Origin of the sequence: Streptosporangium sp. NPDC000563 (genome assembly GCF_040299985.1) — a bacterium.
GTDB lineage: Bacteria > Actinomycetota > Actinomycetes > Streptosporangiales > Streptosporangiaceae > Streptosporangium.
This window is the reverse complement of the sequence record NZ_JBEPDA010000001.1, coordinates 1372933-1392061: the sequence shown is the minus strand read 5'-3', so window position 1 is coordinate 1392061 and position 19129 is coordinate 1372933. Positions and strand designations below refer to the sequence as shown.

General features: G+C 69.8%; 19 protein-coding genes. 5 read left to right on the top strand and 14 right to left on the bottom strand.

Features of this window, described 5'->3' with window-relative positions:
• Positions 1-585 precede the first annotated feature (585 nt).
• A complete protein-coding gene (locus tag ABT352_RS06585) occupies positions 586-1080 on the top strand; it encodes a GNAT family N-acetyltransferase (protein ID WP_350942997.1) in 495 nt (164 codons plus the stop codon).
• A 294-nt stretch (positions 1081-1374) separates the two neighbouring features.
• Here ABT352_RS06585 and ABT352_RS06580 read toward each other — a convergent pair whose 3' ends face one another.
• The 6 genes from ABT352_RS06580 to ABT352_RS06555 form a co-directional block, all read right to left on the bottom strand.
• Complete coding sequence (locus tag ABT352_RS06580; RefSeq protein ID WP_350942995.1) at positions 1375-2178, bottom strand: SDR family NAD(P)-dependent oxidoreductase; 804 nt, start codon at positions 2176-2178, stop codon at positions 1375-1377.
• Between the two features lie 273 nt (positions 2179-2451).
• Positions 2452-3054 carry a class I SAM-dependent methyltransferase gene (locus tag ABT352_RS06575; RefSeq protein ID WP_350942993.1) on the bottom strand — a complete coding sequence of 201 codons (603 nt, stop codon included), beginning with the start codon at positions 3052-3054 and terminating at the stop codon, positions 2452-2454.
• A gap of 96 nt (positions 3055-3150) precedes the next feature.
• Positions 3151-3453: a hypothetical protein gene (locus tag ABT352_RS06570; RefSeq protein WP_350942992.1), complete on the bottom strand. Its 303-nt coding sequence runs from the start codon at positions 3451-3453 to the stop codon at positions 3151-3153.
• 141 nt (positions 3454-3594) lie between these two features.
• Positions 3595-3927: a YnfA family protein gene (locus ABT352_RS06565; protein WP_350942990.1), complete on the bottom strand. Its 333-nt coding sequence runs from the start codon at positions 3925-3927 to the stop codon at positions 3595-3597.
• Positions 3924-4421, bottom strand: a complete 498-nt coding sequence (locus tag ABT352_RS06560) for a MerR family transcriptional regulator (protein WP_350942988.1) — start codon at positions 4419-4421, stop codon at positions 3924-3926. The genes ABT352_RS06565 and ABT352_RS06560 overlap by 4 nt, the downstream gene beginning before the upstream one ends.
• Positions 4418-4753, bottom strand: a complete 336-nt coding sequence (locus tag ABT352_RS06555) for a hypothetical protein (protein ID WP_350942987.1) — start codon at positions 4751-4753, stop codon at positions 4418-4420. Before ABT352_RS06555 ends, ABT352_RS06560 begins: the two co-directional genes overlap by 4 nt.
• A gap of 210 nt (positions 4754-4963) precedes the next feature.
• On the opposite strand from ABT352_RS06555, the gene ABT352_RS06550 reads away from it, so the two are divergent.
• On the top strand, positions 4964-5947 hold the full coding sequence (locus ABT352_RS06550) for a BtrH N-terminal domain-containing protein (protein WP_350942985.1): 984 nt from the start codon (positions 4964-4966) through the stop codon (positions 5945-5947).
• Positions 5948-6103: 156 nt separating this feature from the next.
• On the opposite strand, the gene ABT352_RS06545 is transcribed toward ABT352_RS06550, so the two are convergent.
• Positions 6104-7576 carry an AAA family ATPase gene (locus ABT352_RS06545; RefSeq protein WP_350942983.1) on the bottom strand — a complete coding sequence of 491 codons (1473 nt, stop codon included), beginning with the start codon at positions 7574-7576 and terminating at the stop codon, positions 6104-6106.
• Positions 7577-8010: 434 nt separating this feature from the next.
• Between ABT352_RS06545 and ABT352_RS06540 the strand changes: the two genes are divergently transcribed.
• On the top strand, positions 8011-8916 hold the full coding sequence (locus tag ABT352_RS06540; protein WP_350942982.1) for an SDR family NAD(P)-dependent oxidoreductase: 906 nt from the start codon (positions 8011-8013) through the stop codon (positions 8914-8916).
• Between the two features lie 151 nt (positions 8917-9067).
• Here ABT352_RS06540 and ABT352_RS06535 read toward each other — a convergent pair whose 3' ends face one another.
• From ABT352_RS06535 to ABT352_RS06505, 7 genes are all read right to left on the bottom strand, one after another.
• Entirely contained in the window at positions 9068-9934 is an 867-nt protein-coding gene (locus ABT352_RS06535) for an ABC transporter ATP-binding protein (protein WP_350942980.1), read from the bottom strand.
• A gap of 16 nt (positions 9935-9950) precedes the next feature.
• Complete coding sequence (locus tag ABT352_RS06530) at positions 9951-10733, bottom strand: enoyl-CoA hydratase/isomerase family protein (protein ID WP_350942978.1); 783 nt, start codon at positions 10731-10733, stop codon at positions 9951-9953.
• Positions 10730-11356, bottom strand: a complete 627-nt coding sequence (locus tag ABT352_RS06525) for a carboxymuconolactone decarboxylase family protein (protein ID WP_350942976.1) — start codon at positions 11354-11356, stop codon at positions 10730-10732. Before ABT352_RS06525 ends, ABT352_RS06530 begins: the two co-directional genes overlap by 4 nt.
• Positions 11357-11394: 38 nt before the next feature.
• The gene (locus ABT352_RS06520; RefSeq protein WP_350942975.1) at positions 11395-12270 is read right to left on the bottom strand and encodes an ABC transporter permease; all 876 of its coding nucleotides are present in this window, start codon (positions 12268-12270) and stop codon (positions 11395-11397) included.
• The gene (locus ABT352_RS06515; RefSeq protein ID WP_350942974.1) at positions 12267-13397 is read right to left on the bottom strand and encodes an ABC transporter substrate-binding protein; all 1131 of its coding nucleotides are present in this window, start codon (positions 13395-13397) and stop codon (positions 12267-12269) included. Before ABT352_RS06515 ends, ABT352_RS06520 begins: the two co-directional genes overlap by 4 nt.
• A 70-nt stretch (positions 13398-13467) precedes the next feature.
• Positions 13468-15195, bottom strand: coding sequence for a CocE/NonD family hydrolase (locus tag ABT352_RS06510; protein WP_350942973.1), 1728 nt, complete (start codon positions 15193-15195; stop codon positions 13468-13470).
• Positions 15195-16217, bottom strand: a complete 1023-nt coding sequence (locus tag ABT352_RS06505; RefSeq protein WP_350942972.1) for a fumarylacetoacetate hydrolase family protein — start codon at positions 16215-16217, stop codon at positions 15195-15197. The genes ABT352_RS06510 and ABT352_RS06505 overlap by 1 nt, the downstream gene beginning before the upstream one ends.
• A 166-nt stretch (positions 16218-16383) precedes the next feature.
• On the opposite strand from ABT352_RS06505, the gene ABT352_RS06500 reads away from it, so the two are divergent.
• Complete coding sequence (locus tag ABT352_RS06500) at positions 16384-17628, top strand: LLM class flavin-dependent oxidoreductase (RefSeq protein ID WP_350942971.1); 1245 nt, start codon at positions 16384-16386, stop codon at positions 17626-17628.
• A 226-nt stretch (positions 17629-17854) separates the two neighbouring features.
• Positions 17855-19078, top strand: coding sequence for an alpha/beta hydrolase family protein (locus ABT352_RS06495; protein WP_350942970.1), 1224 nt, complete (start codon positions 17855-17857; stop codon positions 19076-19078).
• Positions 19079-19129: the final 51 nt, after the last annotated feature.

Here is a 19129-nt window from a genome sequence, read left to right as displayed (position 1 = left end):
AGGCGACCAGCCCATCACCTTCTGGCCCAACACCAGGAGAAATACGAAGGCCGCCCTCAGCAACACCCCCCACCCGTAGCGACGAGGCTCGTAACGATCACGCCGGTAAACAGGAAGCAAAGGAGGAAGCCGATTGGCCGTCAGCGCGTAGACACCTATCGCGAGGTTGAAAAATCCCAGTGTCAGTACTAATCCCTGAAGTACCGCAAGACTCATTCAGGTCAACTCCTCCGTCATCTGGAAGGGATCATCCCATGAGCACAGCCTGCCGAACCGTTCTCCTGGGTTACCAAGGCGATGCCGCGGCGCTCCCGCTATCCGGGCATGCAGCTTGGGACGGTCCCGAACGGCGGATTCGGAGCCGAGCACCGCACCCAACCACCCCGCCGCGCTGGGACCGCAGCATCGCCCAAGTATCGTCTCCGCGATCTTTTCACTTCGGTTGGTCTCATTCGTAATCGCGTAATCGAGGCGATCGACGAGCCGCTACTTCGTTCCTGATGAGCGTGCCTCGGCTCGGCCGGGAGGGCGCCGGCCCTGTTCGGCAGGGAAGCTTTCCCCTTGATCCACTATACGGTGACTCCCATGACCATCCCGTGCGCTTTCCGAGCCGCCGAAGCCGATGACCTGGACTTTCTCGAAAAAATGTTGGTGGAGGCGGTCAACTGGCTCCCGGAAAGAAACCTCTCTCGGGAACGGATCCTCTCCGATCCTGGACTCGCACATTATGTGGTCGGCTGGCCCCGACCCGATGACCTTGGTGTGATCGCGGTAGGTGCGGACAAACAACCGCTTGGCGCGGCATGGTTGCGACGATTCACCGCCGAGGACCCGGGCTACGGCTATGTGGCGGACGACGTTCCCGAGCTGACAGTCGGTGTGCTCGCGGGGTGGCGCGGTCGCGGGATCGGACGGGCTCTACTGCGCGAGCTCATCCAGGTGGCAGGCAAGCGTGGAATCAGCCGGATATCTCTCAGCGTCGAGCGGGCTAACCGTGCGGCCATGCTGTACACCGACGAAGGATTCACCATCGTCAAGCAGTTCGAGGACTCGGACACGATGCTTTTCGAGGTGAGGTAGCGGTGGTGAAGGCCGGATTTCACCTGCCATCGATACCGTTACACGCCGCCGTTCTCCCCACCCTGTCAGCTCGACGCTCCATCCGTCGGCGGGCAGGCAGTGGTGATCCACGATCCGGTGGAACTCGCCGCCGCCCTCATGCGCTCGGGTTTCGTGAGGCGATCCTTTCCAGGAGAGAGCCCTTCCCCCGCACCCCGGGCGGCTCAGAGCTTGACGACGGTGACGCGTCCGCCACACAGTCCTCCGGGGCGGAGGTGAGAACCGTGACGGGGCCGGGGGCATCAAGGTCGATGGTCAGGTCTGCTTCAGGAACCCGCCGTCCACGGCGAAGTCCGCGCCGGTCGTGCTGGCCGAGCGAGGTGAGGCGAGCAGGGCGATCACGTCGGCGATCTCCTGGGGTTCGACCAGACGGCCGGTCGACAGCTTCATCATTTCCGGTGCCACCTGGTCGATGACGCTGTCGCGGTCCGTTCCGACCTGGGCGGCGAGGATGTCGGCCGCTCCGCCGCTCTCCGTCCACCATGCCGTGCGCACCGGCCCCGGGGAGATGGTGTTCACCCGGATGCCCTGGGGCGCGAACTCCTCGGAGAGAGCCTTGGTCAGGTTGTTGAGACCCGCCTTGGCCGCGCTGTAGTCGACGTTCATGGGAGCGGGCAGGCGGGCGCTGCCCGAGGAGACGTTGACGATCGAGCCTCCGCCTCGGGCGAGCATCGGCGGGATGGCCACCCGAATGGTACGCACGACCGAGAACAGGTTGAACTCGAACATCACCCGCCAGTCTTCGTCGGTGGGGGCCAGGAACGAGAAGCGCGGCAGGGCCACGCCGGGCGGCGGTCCGCCGGCGTTGTTCACCAGGATGTCGAGCCCGCCGAACTCCGACACGGCCTGTTCCACGATCCTCGCGGGAGCCTCAGGGTCCATCAGGTCCACCTGAACATGGATCAGGTCACCGCCGAGCGCCTCCAACTCGGGGGTGCTCTTCCGCGAAGCCGCCACGACGCGTACGCCTTCGGCGAGGAGGGTGCGAGTGACGGCCAGGCCGATGCCCTTGGAAGCACCGGTGACGACCGCGACCCGACCGGAAAGCTGGAGATCCATATCGTCTTCCCTCGTTTTGGTTTCCATCCGACAAAGCGGATGGTTCTCGTCGCCGAACACGTTACGAGTGGTCATGTGACGAGGGACGGCGTAATTCGGACGAGCAATTCCGGCGGAAATCAGACGCGGCATTCACATGTATTCGCGCGTGCTTTACGAGCAGACGCATGCCCCATCGTCCGGAGACCACCCCGAGTGTGGCCCCCGGGAGTCGTTGGCGACGAACCGCGAGAGCCGCTCCCGCCCATTTCCAAGGTCATCGGCCGAACTTGCTCAGTCCCGCGGTTTGCGCCAGACGATGCTGTAGCGAAACAGAAGGTGACGGCGATACCGGGAACCGGGCAGGATATCGGCGGCCAAGGCTCGCATCTGCGGGTATGTCACCGGCGGTGGCCACACTATGGGGGACGGATGTTCCCAGTGCCCCTTCACGGCGCGGTGGAAGGCGCCGACGGCGACACCGGCCAGGTCGCGCGGCAGGTCGTTGGGCATGACGCTACGGGCGAGGCCGACGACGGCCAGGACACCGCCGGGGCGCAGCAGCTCGCGCATGCGGGCCAACCCGGCGGCGGCGTCCATGTGGTGCAGGGTGGCCACGGACGCGATGACATCGAAAGAGGCGGGCTCGAAGGGGTGGGTGAGGAAGTCACCGAGGATGTAGTCGACGTCGTCGGGGTGCTCGCGGGCCTGGTCGAGGCCGGCCGCGTGGAGGTCGATCGCGGTGACGCGCGGCACGGTCCGCCGCAGTTCGCGGGCGAGCATGCCCTCGCCGCAACCGACGTCGAGGGCACGCCGGGCACCGTCAGGGATCGCGCGCAGGATGCGGGGGTGGTGATGGATGTTGTGGTTCCATCGCCTGCGGCTCTTCACGGTCATGTGTTCATCCTGCCGAACAGCCGTCGACGGATCCGCTGAGACGAGACGATTCCAGAGCGGCGCCGTTGATCGTGCCTTCGTGGAAGCGGTCGTGATTCAGGGCGAGGTGGGCTCGTTCGGAGGGCTCGTCCGGTCGCGGGCCGCGACGGCCAGGGCGATGAAATCGCGGAAGCGCGCGAACTCCGCCTGATCCATCTTCAGCCTCACCCCGCCCACCACCTGGCCGTCGTCCCGCCTGGCGCCGAGCCGGACCTTGAACCCGTCGCCGTGCGGCTGGACGTCCACCCCGAGAAACGCCACGTGGTAGCGGCTGCTCTCGGACAGGCCCCGGTGAAAGATTTCGAGGGTCCTGCCGTCCTGCACCAGGATGTGATCGCCGACCTGAAACTCCGCCGCCATAGCTCCCACTTCGAAACCGGGTAGACCACCGGGTGGACAACAGTGCCCCGACTGTCCCACACGGTCGATGGCTCATGCCGGGTTCGTGGCGTACGTATCGGCTCGTCCTCGACGGGCTCGGGGGCCCAGGGGCGACTTCGGCTAACCGCGCGGGGCGTACATGATGACCAGCACGCCGAGTATGCATATGGCGGCCCCGATGACGTCCCAGCGATCGGGCTGGAACCTGTCCACCACCATGCCCCATCCCAGCGAGCCCGCGACGAACACGCCGCCGTAGGCGGCGAGGATGCGGCCGAAGTTGGCATCCGGCTGGAAGGTGGCCACGAGCCCGTACAGGCCCAGGGCGATGAATCCGGCGCCGATCCACAACAACCCGCGTTGTTCTCGCACGCCCTGCCAGACCAACCAGGCCCCGCCGATCTCGGCGAGCGCGGCCACCACGAACAGGAGAAGAGAACGTGCGACAGTCACGACTGCGAATGTAGAGGATCGCCTTCGGCTCCTCGGCGCCCCCCTTCGCCCTGGCGGGAGGCGGCATGTCGCCCCCCGTCCGGGTCGGAGAACGGCAGCGGGCAGCGCGAACTTTCCGCGCACGCCACCAGGTCGTCGCATCCGGCGTCCATCGCCTGGATGAGCGTCTCGCGGATCGTCCCGAGGTCTGCGATCTTCTGTTCCACCTCGGCGAGCTTGGCCGTCGCCCGTGCCCGCAGACCGCCGTCCGGTCTGCGGTGACGGTGGGCGGTCGCCTCGACCAGGTCGGCCACCTCCTCCAGGGTGAAGCCCAGCCGTTGCGCCACCTTGATCACGCGCAGGACGGTCACGGTCTCCGGTGGATAGAGCCGGTGCCCTCCGTTGCTGCGCCGCGGCTCGCGCAGCAGGCCCCGCCGGTGGTAGTAGCGCAGCGTCTGGGTGTTGACCCCGGCCGCTTCCGCGACCTCTCCGGTGCGGAGCCATTCCCCGTTCACGACGTGACCGTCCGGGGAGACATCTCGGTCGCCCGGACCACCAGGCCGTCGAGCACCTTCGTGTGGACCTCGGGGACCTCGACGTCCACGGCCAGTCCCTCACGGCCGGGAGTGAGGGTGAAGGCGAAGAAGGCGCAGCAACCCGTCTCCCGGGCCGTCAGGTCACGCGCGGTCTCCTCCACCCGTGCTCCGGCATCGAGCGTGAGCCGTAGGTGAGTCGGCCCCACCCGTTCCAGTCCTCGCAGGGCGGAGGCGAACAGTTCGTCGAACTCCGCCACCCTCAGCGGTCGTTCCTCGGTCGGAAGCGTGCATTCGGCCGGTGCCCATTCCATGAGCCCTCCACGTATCGGGAGCGATCCCTACCGATCCGACGGTAAGCCTGTACCCCGGTACAGGATGCAACCCCGAACGGGCGCCCCTTCCCCACCGCCCACCCCGGGAGGCCGCGTGCTACTCTCGGCGCCCCCGATCGACCGATCATGAAGATGTCGAGAACGGGGGCGGTGTCACCGTTCGCCGCACCGACACGAGGAGGGCGGAACATGACCGTCGTGAGGGACGTCGAGGCCCGCGGCACGCAGCACTGTGAGACGACGGCGCTGGGAGTGCTGCTGCGGCACGAGGGGCTCGATCTCTCCGAGCCGATGCTGTTCGGGCTGGGCTCAGGCCTGTCCTTCATCTACTGGGACAGCAAGGCCATGGCGTTCCCCTTCCTCGGAGGCCGCGTCAAGCCTTTCGAACTCACCAGGAACCTGGCCGCCAGGCTGGGGCTGACGTTGACGGTCGAGGAGACCACCTCGGCGCGCAAGGCGTGGGAGAACGTGGCCGCCCCCATCGACGCCGGTCGTCCGGTCGGCCTCCAGCTCGACTGCTACCACCTGGACTATTTCCGGTCCAAGGTGCACTTCGGCGGTCATGTCGTCGCGATGTACGGCTACGACGAGCACGACGCCTATCTCGTGGACACCGACCAGCAGGGAGGAGCGGTGCGCAACAGCCGGGCCGGCCTCGCCAGGGCGCGTGCCGAACGCGGCCCGATGACCGCCAGGAACCGATCCTTCACCGTCACCGCCCCGGCTCATCCGCTCTCCTGGCAGGAGCAGATCATCCCCGCCGTCAGGGACTGCGCCGACGCCTTTCTCTCCGCCCCCATCTCGAACGTGGGGCATCGCGGTATCGAGAAGGCCGGCAAAAAGGTGCCCGGATGGCTGCTACGGGCCGGGGAGCCGAAGCAGGATCTGCCGCAGGCCGCCCTTCTCATGGAGAAGGGCGGCACCGGCGGCGCCCTGTTTCGCGCCCTTTATCGCGACTTCCTCGACGAATGCACCCGGCTGATCGACAACGACGACCTCCGCACCGGTCACCGGCTGTACGCCGAGGCCGCCGTCCTGTGGACGGACGTGGCAACCTTGATCACGAAGGCCGGAGAGAGCGGCGACGTGGAACACCTCAGGCAGGCCGGCGCCATCCTCCACGATCTTTCGCGCATCGAGAAGGACGCCATGCGGGTGCTGCGTCGGCTGTAGCCGGAAACGGCTCATGGCGCACCTGCGGGAAACGGTCCTCGGCATACCCGGCAGGGCCCCGGCACGTCGAGGATCCACGGTGCTCATCGGCCTGCTCGTAGGATGCATGCCGCAGTGTCCGGACTACTGAAAAAGCTCGGACCGGTCCGATCGCGATCACGAACCTGTGTACAACCGCTCCAGCCCCACCAACTGCACCCGTCCACCGCTGCGCGCCGCCGCGTCCTGCAACGCCGGCATGAACCCCATCCCGCTGAACAGCAGCAGCCGCCCCGGCGCCTCACCCTTGGCCGCGAGGAGCGCCGCCACCCGCTCAAGCCTCTCCAGGTGCCCAAGCCCTACGACGTCCCCCCACTTGGCCTCCCCAATGGCCAGTAGTGCGCCGTCAGGACTGTGGACAGCGACATCCACCTCATGGCCTGTACGGCTGGTGACATCGTGAACAACCCCCGACTGGACACTTCCCGCCATATCACCCAGCGTCTCCTCGGACGCGAAGTCTTCACACCACACCCGACACATTCGCTCGTACACCGGCCCCGCGACGTTACTGCGAAAGCGAGGCTGAGCGGCACGCCAGATCCGCTCGGTACGCCCCTCCCGCGCCCTTTCCAGCTGCGCCCAGTAGGGGCGCATGATCGCGTGATAGAAGCGGACGAGCGGCTCGGTGATCCGGTACTCGGAGCGGTTCCGGCGGAAGGCGTCCGGGTCGGCCACGAGGAGGCCGGCGTCCTCCAGAACGGTCAGGTGATGAGAAATGTCGACGGCTTTGCGCTCGATTCTGCTCGCGATACCACTGCGGGTCGCATTGCCCTCGGCGACCGCGGCCAGAACCGTGTGATAAAGGCCGGTGTCGCGCAGCGCCGGGTCCTCGGCGAGCAGGAAACGCACCTCGCGGAAAAGAGGGCTGGCCGGGTTGAGAACGTACTCCACGACCCAGCGGTCGAAGTCGGCCAGACCCGCCGGGGCGATCCCGGCCAGATATTCGGTGCGGTAGGCGGGGGTGCCGCCGACGACGAAGTAGACCAGGGCCGCCAGTCGAGGCTCGGCCGTCAGCCCCCAGAACTCGGCGGCCAGCCGGAAGTTGAAGGTGGGCACCACCAGTTCCAACCCGGCCCGCCCGCGCAGCGGCGCCTGCCCGGAGAGCAGGCCGCCCATGAAGGAGATCGACGACCCGCACAGCAGCAGACGCGACCGTGACGCCCCCCGCTGCTTGCGGCGCGGCGACAGAGCCTTCTGGATGACCGACGGCAGGTCCTTGGCATCACGCACCAGGTAGGGGAACTCGTCGAGAACGACGGGAACGGTCCGTTCATCCCCCAAGGAGAGCAGGCCGTCGATTCCCTCCTCCCAGTTTTCGAACCTGACCCGTCCCGGTGTCCCGGTGAACGCGGAGACGGCCTCCCCGAGTTGGCGCAGCGCCTCCGCCCTGGGCACGGCCTCGGTGGCGGCGTAGTAGAAACCACCGGTCGCCTCACAGACGGCTTCCAGCAGAAACGTCTTGCCCTGCCGGCGTCGTCCGGAGACCACCCCGAGTGTGGCCCCCCGGGAGTCGTTGGCGACGAACCGCGAGAGCTGCTCCCACTCCCACTCGCGGTCGAACATGTCCGACGGCCGCGGCAGTGACATCTTGACCTTCTCTTTTTAGGAGTACAGTACTTAAAAGTGTACTCCTAAAAACGCGTGCGCACGAGCATCATGCGGTTGACACACTTCCCAAGCCGACAGGCGCGGGTTCGATTCGGCACACCCGGCGGCAGGCCCTTCGCGACTCCGTCCCCGACATCGCTCGTCCTCCCGTGGGAGGACGAGCGATGTCGCCGCACAGCGCGACAGGGGAAAAGCCTTCGCGGCGAATCGCACCCACTTCCCACACACCTGAATTCAAAAAAGAATACAACAATGGCCCGGCGGGCATATCTCGCCAACCGACAGATAATGTCCGATATGCATTGATGTGGGAACTCGACTTTATTTACAATAAGGAAGGTTCTTCCGTTCGTCCTGGCGGAGTTTTCCGCGGGGTCCCGGCGGAGTTCGATTTCCAAGGCATGGAGAGTGGCATGACGGCTTCATCCGGCACCCGCGGCGGGCTCGACCTGAGCGGGCGGGCCTGCATCGTCACCGGAGCCGCGCGGGGCATCGGGGCGGCCGAGGCCCGGCTGCTGGCGCGGCGCGGAGCGGCGGTGCTGTGCGCGGACCTCGCGGACAGCGGGCCGCTGGCCGAGGAGATCCGGGACGCGGGCGGCACCGCCGTGGCCTGGCGGGGGGACCTCTCGGAGAAGGGCGCGGCCGAGGACGTGCTGGAGGCGGCGGAGGGGTTCGGGGTGCCGGTGTCGGTACTGGTGAACAACGCCGGGATCGTCAGGGACCGGATGGTCTTCAATCTGGACGACGACGACTGGGAGGCGGTGCTCGCGGTCAACCTGACCGCGCCCTTCCGGCTGTGCCGGGCGCTCGCCCGACACTGGCGGGCGAACCCGGGGGGCGGGCGCCGGATCGTGAACACGAGCAGCGAGTCGGGCCTGTACGGCAACGCGGGGCAGGGCAACTACGCGGCGGCCAAGGCCGGGCTGGCCTCCCTCACCCTGACCATGGCGGCCGAGCTGGGCCGGTACGGGGTGTGCGTCAACGCGATCGCGCCTCGGGCGCGGACCCCGATGAGCGAGGCGGCGTTCGGCGGCCTGCCCGACGGCGCGCTGCCCGCCGAACGAATCGCGACCGTGGTGGCCTGGCTCGCCGGTCCCGAGAGCGAGGACGTGACGGGACAGGTCTTCGTCGTCGCCGGGAACACGGTGCGTCGGATGCGAACCTGGTCGCCGGTGCGCACGGCCCCGCAACCGGCCGACTGGTCGGCGGAGTCCGCCGCACGGTTCCGCGACGGGCTGTTCGCGGGGGACGAGACCCGGTACGTGCCCGCTCCGATCGGCGCCCTGTTCACCGAGGGGACCGGCGAAGGGCTCGGCTGAGCAGGCACGGACCGAGAGGACCAGGCCCCCGGCTGAGCAGGCACGGACCAAGGGATCTCCGCCGCCGGTCGTACGGACACGGACCGGGAGATCTCCCCCCGACGCGCCCGCCCTGTCCCGGCAGGCCGGCGCGGGCGGACGGCGGGAGAGGTCAGGTCCCATCTCGGCCGGGGTCGGCCGTGCCGGGGATGAGGGAACTGCGGACCTCGTCCTCGATCAGCTTCCAGATGTGGTCCACGTACCGGGTGAACTTCTCACCGCGTTTGGTATGCAGGTCACGCGGGCGGGGGATGTCGATCGTGATCTCCTCCCTCACCCGCCCGGGGTGTGCGGCCATCACGATCACCCGGTCGGCGAGCAGCACGGCCTCGTCGAGCTGATGAGTGATGAACACCACGGTCTTGCGGTGCCGGGTCCAGATGTCCAGCAGCTCGGTCTGCATCACCTCCCGGGTCTGCGCGTCCAGCGCGGCGAACGGCTCGTCCATCAGCAGCACGGTCGGGTCGACCGCCAGGGCACGCGCCAGGTTGACCCGCTGGCGCATCCCCCCGGACAGCTCGTGCGGGTAGTGGTCCTCGAAGCCGCGCAGGCCGACCAGCTCGACGCACTCGCGGCTGCGCGCGTTCGTGGCGGCCGAGCGGGAACCTCGCAAGTCGAGGCCGAACCTGACATTGGCCAGTACGGTCCGCCAGGGGTAGAGCGAGTCCTGTTGGAACACCACGGCCATGTCCCCCCGGCGGGGGTCGGGTGGGCGGCCGGAGACCCGGACCTCCCCGGCCGCCGGCGCGATCAGGCCGTCGATGGTCTTGAGCAGCGTGGTCTTGCCGCAGCCGCTGGCGCCGACCACGCAGACGAACTCGCCGTCCCGTACGGTGAGGCCGACGTTCTCGAGGACCGGTGTGTACGCGCCGGCCCGCTCGTAGCCGACCGACAGCCCGTCGATCTCCAGTAGCGGGGCCCCGGACCGCGAGGGGGGCGGGGGGTCGTCGGCGGGGCGACGGCGCGGATACCGGAACATCAGGTTCTCCTCTCGGTCATGGCTGTCCTGAGGCCGGCGAGGGTGAGGGCGGGAAGGAGCGGGCGTCGACCGCGGCGAGCGATTCCAGGGCGAGCCCGTGCGCCAGGCCGAACTGCAGCTCGCGCCGGATCAGCATCGTCAGGCAGGCGCGGGTGTAGCGCAGGGTGAGGGTGGTGTTGCCCGCGAGCTGCCGGGCGAGCTCCCAGGCGCGCTCCAGCAGCCGCTCCCGCGGCAGCACCTCGGCGACCAGGCCGAGTTCCAGCGCCTCGTGGGCACCGATGGTCCGGCCGGTGAGCAGAAAGTGCCTCGCCCTGTTCATCCCGAGCAGCCAGGGCCAGACGATGTGCACGCCGTCGCCCGGCACCACCCCGGCGACCACGTGCTGGTGGTCGGCGAAGGCGGCCGTCTCGGAGGCGAGCACGATGTCGGAGAGCAGCGCGAGCTCGGCGTGCTCGGTGGCGGGGCCGTTCACCGCGGCGATCACCGGGACCTCGATGTCGAGCAGGTCGAAGAGCATGTGCCGCCCCTCGTGCGCGATCCGGTCCCAGCCCAGCGGGGTGGTGTTGCGCCGCTCGAAGGCCATCTCGGTCAGGAAGTCGGGGCCGGTGCCGGTCAGGATGACCACCCGGTTGTCGGGGTCCGTGGCGATCTGCCGGAACGCCTCCGGCAGTTCGCGGTGTGCCCGCTCGCTCCACTTCAGCGATCCGCCGTCGGTGTGCAGCGAGACCTGCAGGATGCCGTCGTGCCGTTCCATCGCGACGTCGGCGAACCGGTCGCGGTACTCATCGAACCCGCTCACCGGCCCGGCACCCCCGCCTCGCGGCTCTCCGGGCGGCGGCCGTCGGGTGCCCAGGGCCGGTAGCCCGGCTCCAGCGGCACCTGGAAGGTGGCCATCAGGGTGGTGAGGGCGCGCCAGATCGCGATCACGTAGCAGATCTCGACGACCTCGCCGTCGTTCGCCAGCCCCGAGCTCAGGTCGCCCAGGGTCTCCGGGGAGATCCGGTCGTCGCGCACCATCTCGTCCACCGCGCGCATCACGGCGCGCTCGACGGACCCGAACTCCGGGTGGTCCGCGCCCTCGCGGACGCCGAGCACGTCGGAGGGGCGCTTGCCAGGCAGGTCGACGTCGACCGTCGGGGAGTAGTGGTGTGCCCACAGGTACTCGGAGCCGGTGGCCCAGGCCACCCGCATGATCGCGAGTTCGCGCAGCCGAGTGGCCTCCGGGCGGACGGTGAGCCGCCCCTCCCACAGGATCCGGTCGTTGATCTCGTTCTCCACCCGGGCGGACTGCGGGGAGTTCATCAGCAGGCGGTAGAAGTGGATCCGCGACATCTCCTCGCGCATCCCCACCTCGACCGCGATCCGCGCGGCCTCCTCCACCGGGAGCATCGGAATGAGGCCCTGGGGTTCTTCGGTCGGCATGGCCGCCCCTTTCTGGTAGGCGTTCGGCCCGGACGGGATCACGGGCGGTCCTTCTTCCACGGCGCGGCACGATGTTCGAGCCATTCGAAGAGCTTCACGAGCAGCACACCCGTGACGGCGAAGATGAGCACCCCGGCGAGCAGGGCGTCGGTCTGGAAGTACTGCGAGGAGACGAGGATCCGGTAGCCGAGACCGCTCTGCGAGCCGAAGAGCTCGCCGACCACGACACCGATCAGCCCTCGTCCGATGCCCATCCGGATGCCCGCGATCAGGAACGAGATCGCGGTCGGGAACCGGACCTTGGTGAACAGCTGGAACCGGCTCGCGCCGAAGGACCGGGCCGCCTCCAGGAGCTGCGGGTCGGTCACCCGGATACCCGCGTCGGTGTTGATCGCGATCGGCAGCACCACCAGCATGAACACCAGCAGCACGGTCTTGGTCTCGCCGATGCCGAACCACAGGATGAACAGCGGCGCGAGCGCGACGATCGGGGTGGCGTAGAGCCCGTTGATCAGCGGGTCGATGTAGTCCTTGGCCCGGCGGCTCGTCCCCAGCAGCAGGCCGAGCAGGACGCCGCCCAGCAGGCCGGCCGCGAATCCCTTGGTGAACTCACCCGTGCTGACCAGCATGTCCTGCTGGAGCGTCCCGTTCTGCCACATCGTCACGATCGCGGCGGCGGTGCTGATCGGGCCGGCCAGGAAGAGCGGGTTGTCCACCACGTACTCGGCGGCGACGTGCCACACCAGGAGGAAGCCGAGGAAGCTGAGCGCGGCGCGGCGCCCGCGCGGTCCCGCGCCCTTCCCCGCCTGCCGGGCGCGCCACCTGGCCGGCCACCACCCCCCGCCCGGCCGCCGCCCCGCTTCCAGGGCGGCGGCCGGGCCGGTGCCGGACTCGCCGGAAACCAGGCGGCTCATGCGGGCTGCTGGCCTTCCGGGAGCAGGCCCTTGGGTCCCGGTCCGCTCTTCACCGAGTCGGGCAGTTCCTCGTACGCGGCCTTGACGTGGGAGTTGTCGACCAGACCGGCCACGTCGTCCGGCGCGGACGCCTCCAGTGAGCCGCCGGACTTCATCAGCGCGACCGTACGCGGGACCACGGTGGCGGCGATCGCGCCGTCGCGCGGGTAGGCGCCGGCGGTCACCCAGGTGTAGGAGGCCTCGGCGACGCTCCGCTCGACCTGCGCGTTCTTCGCCAGCAGGTCGATCGCCTTCTCCTTGTTGGCCGGGTCGTACAGGTAGGCGATCGAGGCCAGGTAACCCTTGAGGAAGGCGCGGGCGGCGTTGGGGTTCTCGCTCACCCAGGTCCGCATCGCGTTGATCCCGAAGAAGGACAGGTCCTGGTACTCGGGCACCTGCTGCAGGTCGTAGAGAATCTTGTAGCCCTGCTTCTCCAGCAGGGTGGAGGTGGGCGGGAGCACCGCGATGCACTTGATCTGCCCGGACTTCAGCGCGGCGAGCGCCGGCCCGGCGTTGAGGTTGACGTTGGTGAGCCTGTAGTCCTGACCGAGCCTCAACTGTCCGCCGTGCTCCATCATCTTGGACAGGTAGAGCGCGTCGCCGATGCCCTCGGGGTTCTGCGCGCCACAGGTGGCGCCCTTGAGGTCGGCGAAGGAGGTCACCTCCGGCGGTACGACCAGATACTCGGGGTAGGACCGGTAGCCCTCGGCGACCGCGATGACCCGGGGGTCCTTCTGGTGGGCGAGGATCGCGGCGTCGTACACGGTGGAGGTGAACTGCACCGAACCACCGATCATGGCGGCGAGCGCGTTCGGGCTGGACTGCGAGTAGATCATCGAGACGTCGAGACCGTACTCGCGGAAGACACCGAACTCGACGCCGACCTGGATGGCCCAGTTGCCCGCGTTGGGGGTGACCCCGCTGAAGGTCACTTTTTGTGTCTCAAGGCTCGCCTCGGGTGCGGCCGAGCCGTCCTGGGGTGCGGGGGCGGCGGGTTCTTCTCCGGAGCCGCACGCCGCGACCGTCAGGAGCAGGCACAGAGCGGCCGCGGAGCGGAGGAGGGTGAGGGGGGCGCGCATGGGGGGCATCGAATCTCCTTGCCGGAATTCGGGATGCTGCGGTGCCCCGACCTCACCCCGGGTGCCGTTATCCCCGCCGTTACCAGGTGGGGGTGACGGGCAGGACGAGCGCCGAAGGGTGCTCGGCGTCGTGCAGGATCGTCTGCATCGCGACCCGCAGGTCCCGCTGCGAGGCGGCCGTGCCGTCGGCGGTGTTGGGATGCCTGTCGTACTTGGGGAACGAACCGCTGGAGACCTCCAGCCGGATCCGGTGTCCCGGCAGGAAGACGTTCCCGGTGGCGATCAGGTCCACCTCGACCCGGATCGGGCCATCCCCCGCCGCCGTGACCTCCGCCGCGGTGATCCGCCGGATGCCGTCGCAGAGCAGGTACGCCCGGCCGTCGGGATGGACGTCCACCAGCTTGGCGGTCACGTCCGTGGCCGGGGCGGTGGTGCGCAGGTACAGCACGGCGTGCACCGGGCCGATCACCTCGACCGGCTCGCTCAGCGGGTCTCCGCTGTAGACCAGGACGTCGTCGCGGTCCTCGACCGCGCTCTGGTCCATCGGGCCGGAGTTGGCGGCCGGGTTGGGCAGGTAGACGGCGCCGCCTCGGGTGGGTACCGGGTGGCGCGGGTCGTACAGGAAGGCGTCGTGCGGCTCGTCGCCGCGCGGCGGCTCGGTGCTCAGCCGGCCGTCCCCGTGCCGGGAGTTGGCCGTCCCGCCGCCGCGCAGGTACCACTGGGTGGGGCGGGCGCGGGCGAGCGGCCATTCCTGCTCGTCGCGCCACTCGTCGGCGCCCATCACGAACACGCGCACCGGCGGCAGGTCGGGGCCCGGGCCGTCGGCGAGGTGCCGCCCGAACCAGGCGAGCTGGATCCCCTCCAGGTCCATCCCGACGGGGAAGCGCCGCTCAGGGCCGCAGGAGTCGCCGAACAGCGCGGGCGCCCACTGGGTCCACGGGCCGATGACGAGGCGCTGCGCCTCGGCGGCCGGGCCGCCCGCTTCCTTGATCGCCTGGTAGGCGGCGAGGTTGCCGTCCAGGTGCACGTTGTACCAGCCGGCCACGTGCAGCACGGGGAGGTCGGTCTCCGCCAGCGCCTCGCGGGCGCTGAGCCGGTCCCAGTACGGGTCGCCCGGCGGGTGGGCGAGCCACTCCCCGTAGTGCGGGGCGACACCGTCCAGGGCGGGCACGTCGGAGAGCGGAAGGGCACGGAAGGCGGCGTCCGGGTCGCGCAGGGCGCGCGCCAGGGCGCCGGAGGCCGTCCGGTGGGCGTCCGCGCCGTCACGGACGACGGCGCGGCGGAGCTGGTCGGGGGCGAGGTTGGCGAGGCTCCACCAGAGGTTGAAACCGAGCTGGAACGCGCCGCCGCGCCAGACCCAGCCGCCGTCGAACTCGGAGGCGGTGAAGTGCGGCACGATCGTCCGCAGCCCGGGCGGGCGGTGCCTGAGCGCCTGCCACTGCGGGACGCCGTTGTTCGACGCCCCGTACATGCCGACCCTGCCGTTGGACCACGGCTGCGCGGCGGCCCACTCCACGCAGGCGGCGGCGTCCGCGCCCGAGCCCTCGAACGGGCGGAACGGCTCGTCGCCGCCGGAGCGGAACCGGCCGCGCGCGTCCACCACCACGACGGCGAACCCCTCGTCCACCGCGCGCTCGGGGTTGATCACACCGTAGACCGAGGCCCAGTTCGACTTGTCGTAGGCGGTGTACTGGAGCAGCACCGGCCGCGGGCCGAAAGCCGGGTCGCGGTAGACGTCGGCGCGCAGCATCACCCCGTCGGGCAGCGGGATCCGTACGTCCCGCTCGCGCAGGATCGGGGGCCGCATCAGTCCTCGCCCACGACGGCCCGCACCACGCGGGTCTCCAGCGCGCCGAGCCCGTCGATCTCCAGCCGGACCACGTCGTCCGGCCTGATCCAGCGGTCGATCTCGATTCCCGCGCCGGTGCCGACCGTGCCGGAGCCGAGCAGGTCACCCGGCAGCAGGGTCTCCCCCGCCGACGCGTGCGCGACGATCTGCTCGATCGACCAGTGGATCGTCGCGGCGGAGCCCTCCGACCACAGCTCGCCGTTGACGAAGGCCCGCATCCCCGCGCCGAACGGTCGGGGGATCTCGTCGGCGGTGACGAGGTACGGGCCGGTGGCGCAGCCCCGGTCGAAGCCCTTGGTCTTGGCCGGTCCGACCCGGGTGCCCATCTCGCGGCCCTGCACGTCGCGGCAGGACAGGTCGTTGAAGATGGTGAGCCCGGCGATGTGCTCCCAGGCCCGCTCCGGCGGGATGTCCCGGCCGCGGCGGCCGATCACGATCGCGAACTCCAGCTCGTAGTCGAGCTTCTCGGTGTAGGCGGGCCACTGGCCGGGCTCGTCGGGGCCGAACACCGAGGCGCTGCGCGTCACGTAGTGCGACGGGGCCTCGTACCACTCCTGCGGGACCTCGCGGCCGAGGTTGCGCAGGGCGTTGACCATGTGGTCCTCGAAGGCGAAGAAGTCGCGCACGGTCGGCGGCCGGTCGACGGGGGCGAGCAGGCGGACCGCGTCGCGCCGGTAGGCGTGCGCGCCGAGCGGGCCCGACCGTCCCAGCGCGGCCTCGGCGTCGCCCAGCGCGTCGAGCAGCCGCCGCGCCTCGTCCTCGGCGCGCCCGCCCGACCCCAGCAGGGCGACGGTGCTTCCGGGAAAGGTCGCGCGGGCGAGCTCGGAGGCGCGGCCGGCCTCTCCGCCGTCGGCGAGGATCTCCGAGGCGAGGAGCGCGGCGAGGTCGACGACGATCGGGGCGTCGAGTGCTCCGACCGCGGCTCCCGCGCGTACCTCGGCGTCCGGCCAGCCATGCGGTGTGAAGCGGCAAATCCTCATGGGAACCCTCCGTCGATCGCGACCGAATGGCCGTTCCGTTGTGAAGTGCGGTTTATTGCGGGAGCCGTTAATCCGTCGTTACGGATCACGGAGAACAGCCAGGTAACTGGCCGTCCCGTTCGATATCGGCAGTGGATTCGGTCTGTGACTGCTGAGGAGTGGGACTGTGGGCGTCAAGGCGATCGTTCAGCTGTATCCGGTCATCCCGGTCGAGGGCGGGGCCTCCGGTCGCGCGGCCCGTCGACCGCTGGGGCGCGACCGCGACGAGTTCCAGAAGGTCATGCGGGACTGGGCGAGAATCGCCAAGGCCGCGGAGGACCTGGGGTACTGGGGCATCGCCGGCATCGAGCACCATTTCCACTCCGAGGGGTACGAGATCTCCCCGTCCCCCGGAGTGGTCAACGCCTGGCTGGGCGCGCACACCAGCCGGATCAACATCGGCACCAACGGCTACGTGCTGGGCACCCAGGACGCCATCCGGGTGGCCGAGGAGTGCGCCATGCTGGACCACATGCTCGAAGGCCGCTTCTGGACCGGGGTGAGCCGCGGCTACCAGTCGCGCTGGACCGACGTGCTCGGCCAGCACCTGGGCACCCAGGCCACGCTGTCGGACGGCGGCGCGGCCGACAAGGCGAACCGGGGGATCTTCGAGGAGCAGGTCGACCTGATGCTCAAGGCCTGGACCCAGGACTCCTTCGACTTCAACGGCTCCCGGGTCCAGGTGCCGTTCCCCTACGACACCGGTATCGCCGGCTACCCGGCCGCCGACACCGCGTCGCTGATGGGCGCGGTGGACGAGATCGACGGGGACGGGGTGATCCGGAAGATCTCCGTCACCCCGGCCCCGTACCAGCGTCCGCACCCGCCGGTGTTCGTGGCGTCCTCCAGCTCGGAGGAGTCGATCCGGTACTGCGCGCGCAACGGCTTCGTGGTGTGCAGTTTCTCCCCCTCCTCCCGCACCGAGGAGTTCGCCCGCGTGTACGCGGAGGAGGCGGCCGCGGTCGGCCACCCGCTGCCGCTGGGCGCCAACCAGGCCCCGGTGCGGTGGCCGCACATCACCGACTCCCCCGCGGCGTTCGACAAGGCCCTGCTGGACTACGACGCCGACATCTTCGAGCACTTCTACGCGAAGTTCTTCAAGAAGAAGATGGCGATGGGCGACGACGTGGTGCAGGCCGTCAAGGACTCCGGCCTGTTCCTGGGCGGCACCGTCGACCAGGCGCGGGCCCAGTTCGCCGCGGAGTGGGAGCGGGTCCCCTACGAGTACTCGGTACTGATCTGGCACTGGGCGCAGCAGCCCGCCGACGACGTGATCCGCGAGATGGAACTGATGGCCACCAAGGTCTACCCGGAGATCGGCGGCATGGCCGGTCCGGAGGAGCGTCCGCTGGCGCAGTGGGCCACGACCTGACCCGGCGCCCGCGTACGACCGCCGCCGCCCTCGACCCGGGGCGGCGGCACGGTGCGCCCGGTGCGCCCGCCGTCCGGTGACGGCGGGCGCACCGGGTAACGCCACCCGTAATGCGGTGGCGCTATCAATATGAACCTCAACCACCAATCTCAGATGCCAGCGGATGAGGGCACACCCGCACGCGTGCGCGTCCGCCGCCCGTCTCGCCGTTTCGCGAGGAGTCGTCGTGTTCGAGTTCTTCCCAGGCGACCACGCCTGGTCGTCAACGGTGAACCTGGCCCTGATGGCCGGCGGTTCACTCGGCGACATGGAGTGCTGGCTGGGCCCGCTCCGCGACCTGCCGGCGGCGGACCCCTCGGCGGCGGACCCGCCCCTGACGAGGTTGGAGGCCTGGGCCGCCGCCTGGGCGGGGATGGCGCACCGGCAGGAGGAACTCGCCGCCCGGGACCTGAAGGCCGGGTACCCGGCGACGGCGGGGGCGCGCTACCTGCGCGCCTCGGTGTACCACGCGAGCGGGCAGCGGGAGATCCCGCTGGGGCCCGCGAAGTCGGAGAGCTACGCCGCGGCCCTGCAGGCGTTCGGGAACGCGATGGAGTGCGCGGCCCTGCCGCTCGAGCGTGTCCACATCGACTCCCCCGACGGCATGATGCCCGGCTACCTGATCGCGCCGGACGCCGGCGACCCGCGGCCGGTGGTGATCGTCTACGGCGGCCTGGACCTGACCAAGGAACTGATGTACGCCGTGATGGGCACCGCGTTCGCCCGCCGGGGCGTCACCTGCCTGGTCGTCGACACCCCCGGCACCGGGGAGATGGTCCGGCTGCGCGGCGTGCCCTCGCGCCCGGACTACGAGGTGCCCACCGCGGCGATCATCGACTACCTGGAGACCCGGCGTGACGTGGACGCCCGGCGCGTGGCCGTGCTCGGCATCAGCTTCGGCGGGTACTACGCGGCCCGCGCGGCGGCGTTCGAGCCGCGGGTCTCGGCCTGCGTCTCGTGGGCCGGCAACTGGGACTGCGGCGCGGTGTGGAGACGACGCTGGGACGACCGCTCCGGGTACGAGCCGGCGTCGTGGTTCCTGCCCTGGGTACTCGGCACACCGAGCGTGGAGCGGGCCCTGGAACGGTTGGAGGAGTGGACGCTCGCGACCGTGTGGCCGCGGGTGACCCAGCCCCTGCTCATCGTGCACGGGGAGGACGACCGGGAGATCCCGGTCGCCGACGCGCGCCGCGCCTTCGAGGCGGCCGGGTCGGAGGACAAGACGCTGCGCGTGTTCGCCTCCGGGGAGAGCGGCGCCGAGCACATGCAGACCGACGACCCGGACCCGACCCTGCGGCTGATCGCCGAGTGGCTGTCGCTGCGGATACCGGCGGAGGCGAGCCTGCCGCCGGAGGCGGGCGACCTGCCCGGGGGGACGAACCTGCGGGCGCCCTCGCCGCAGACGGTTTGACCCCCGGCTCCGTGCCCCGGCCTCTGATCCCAGGTACAGGAAACACCGACG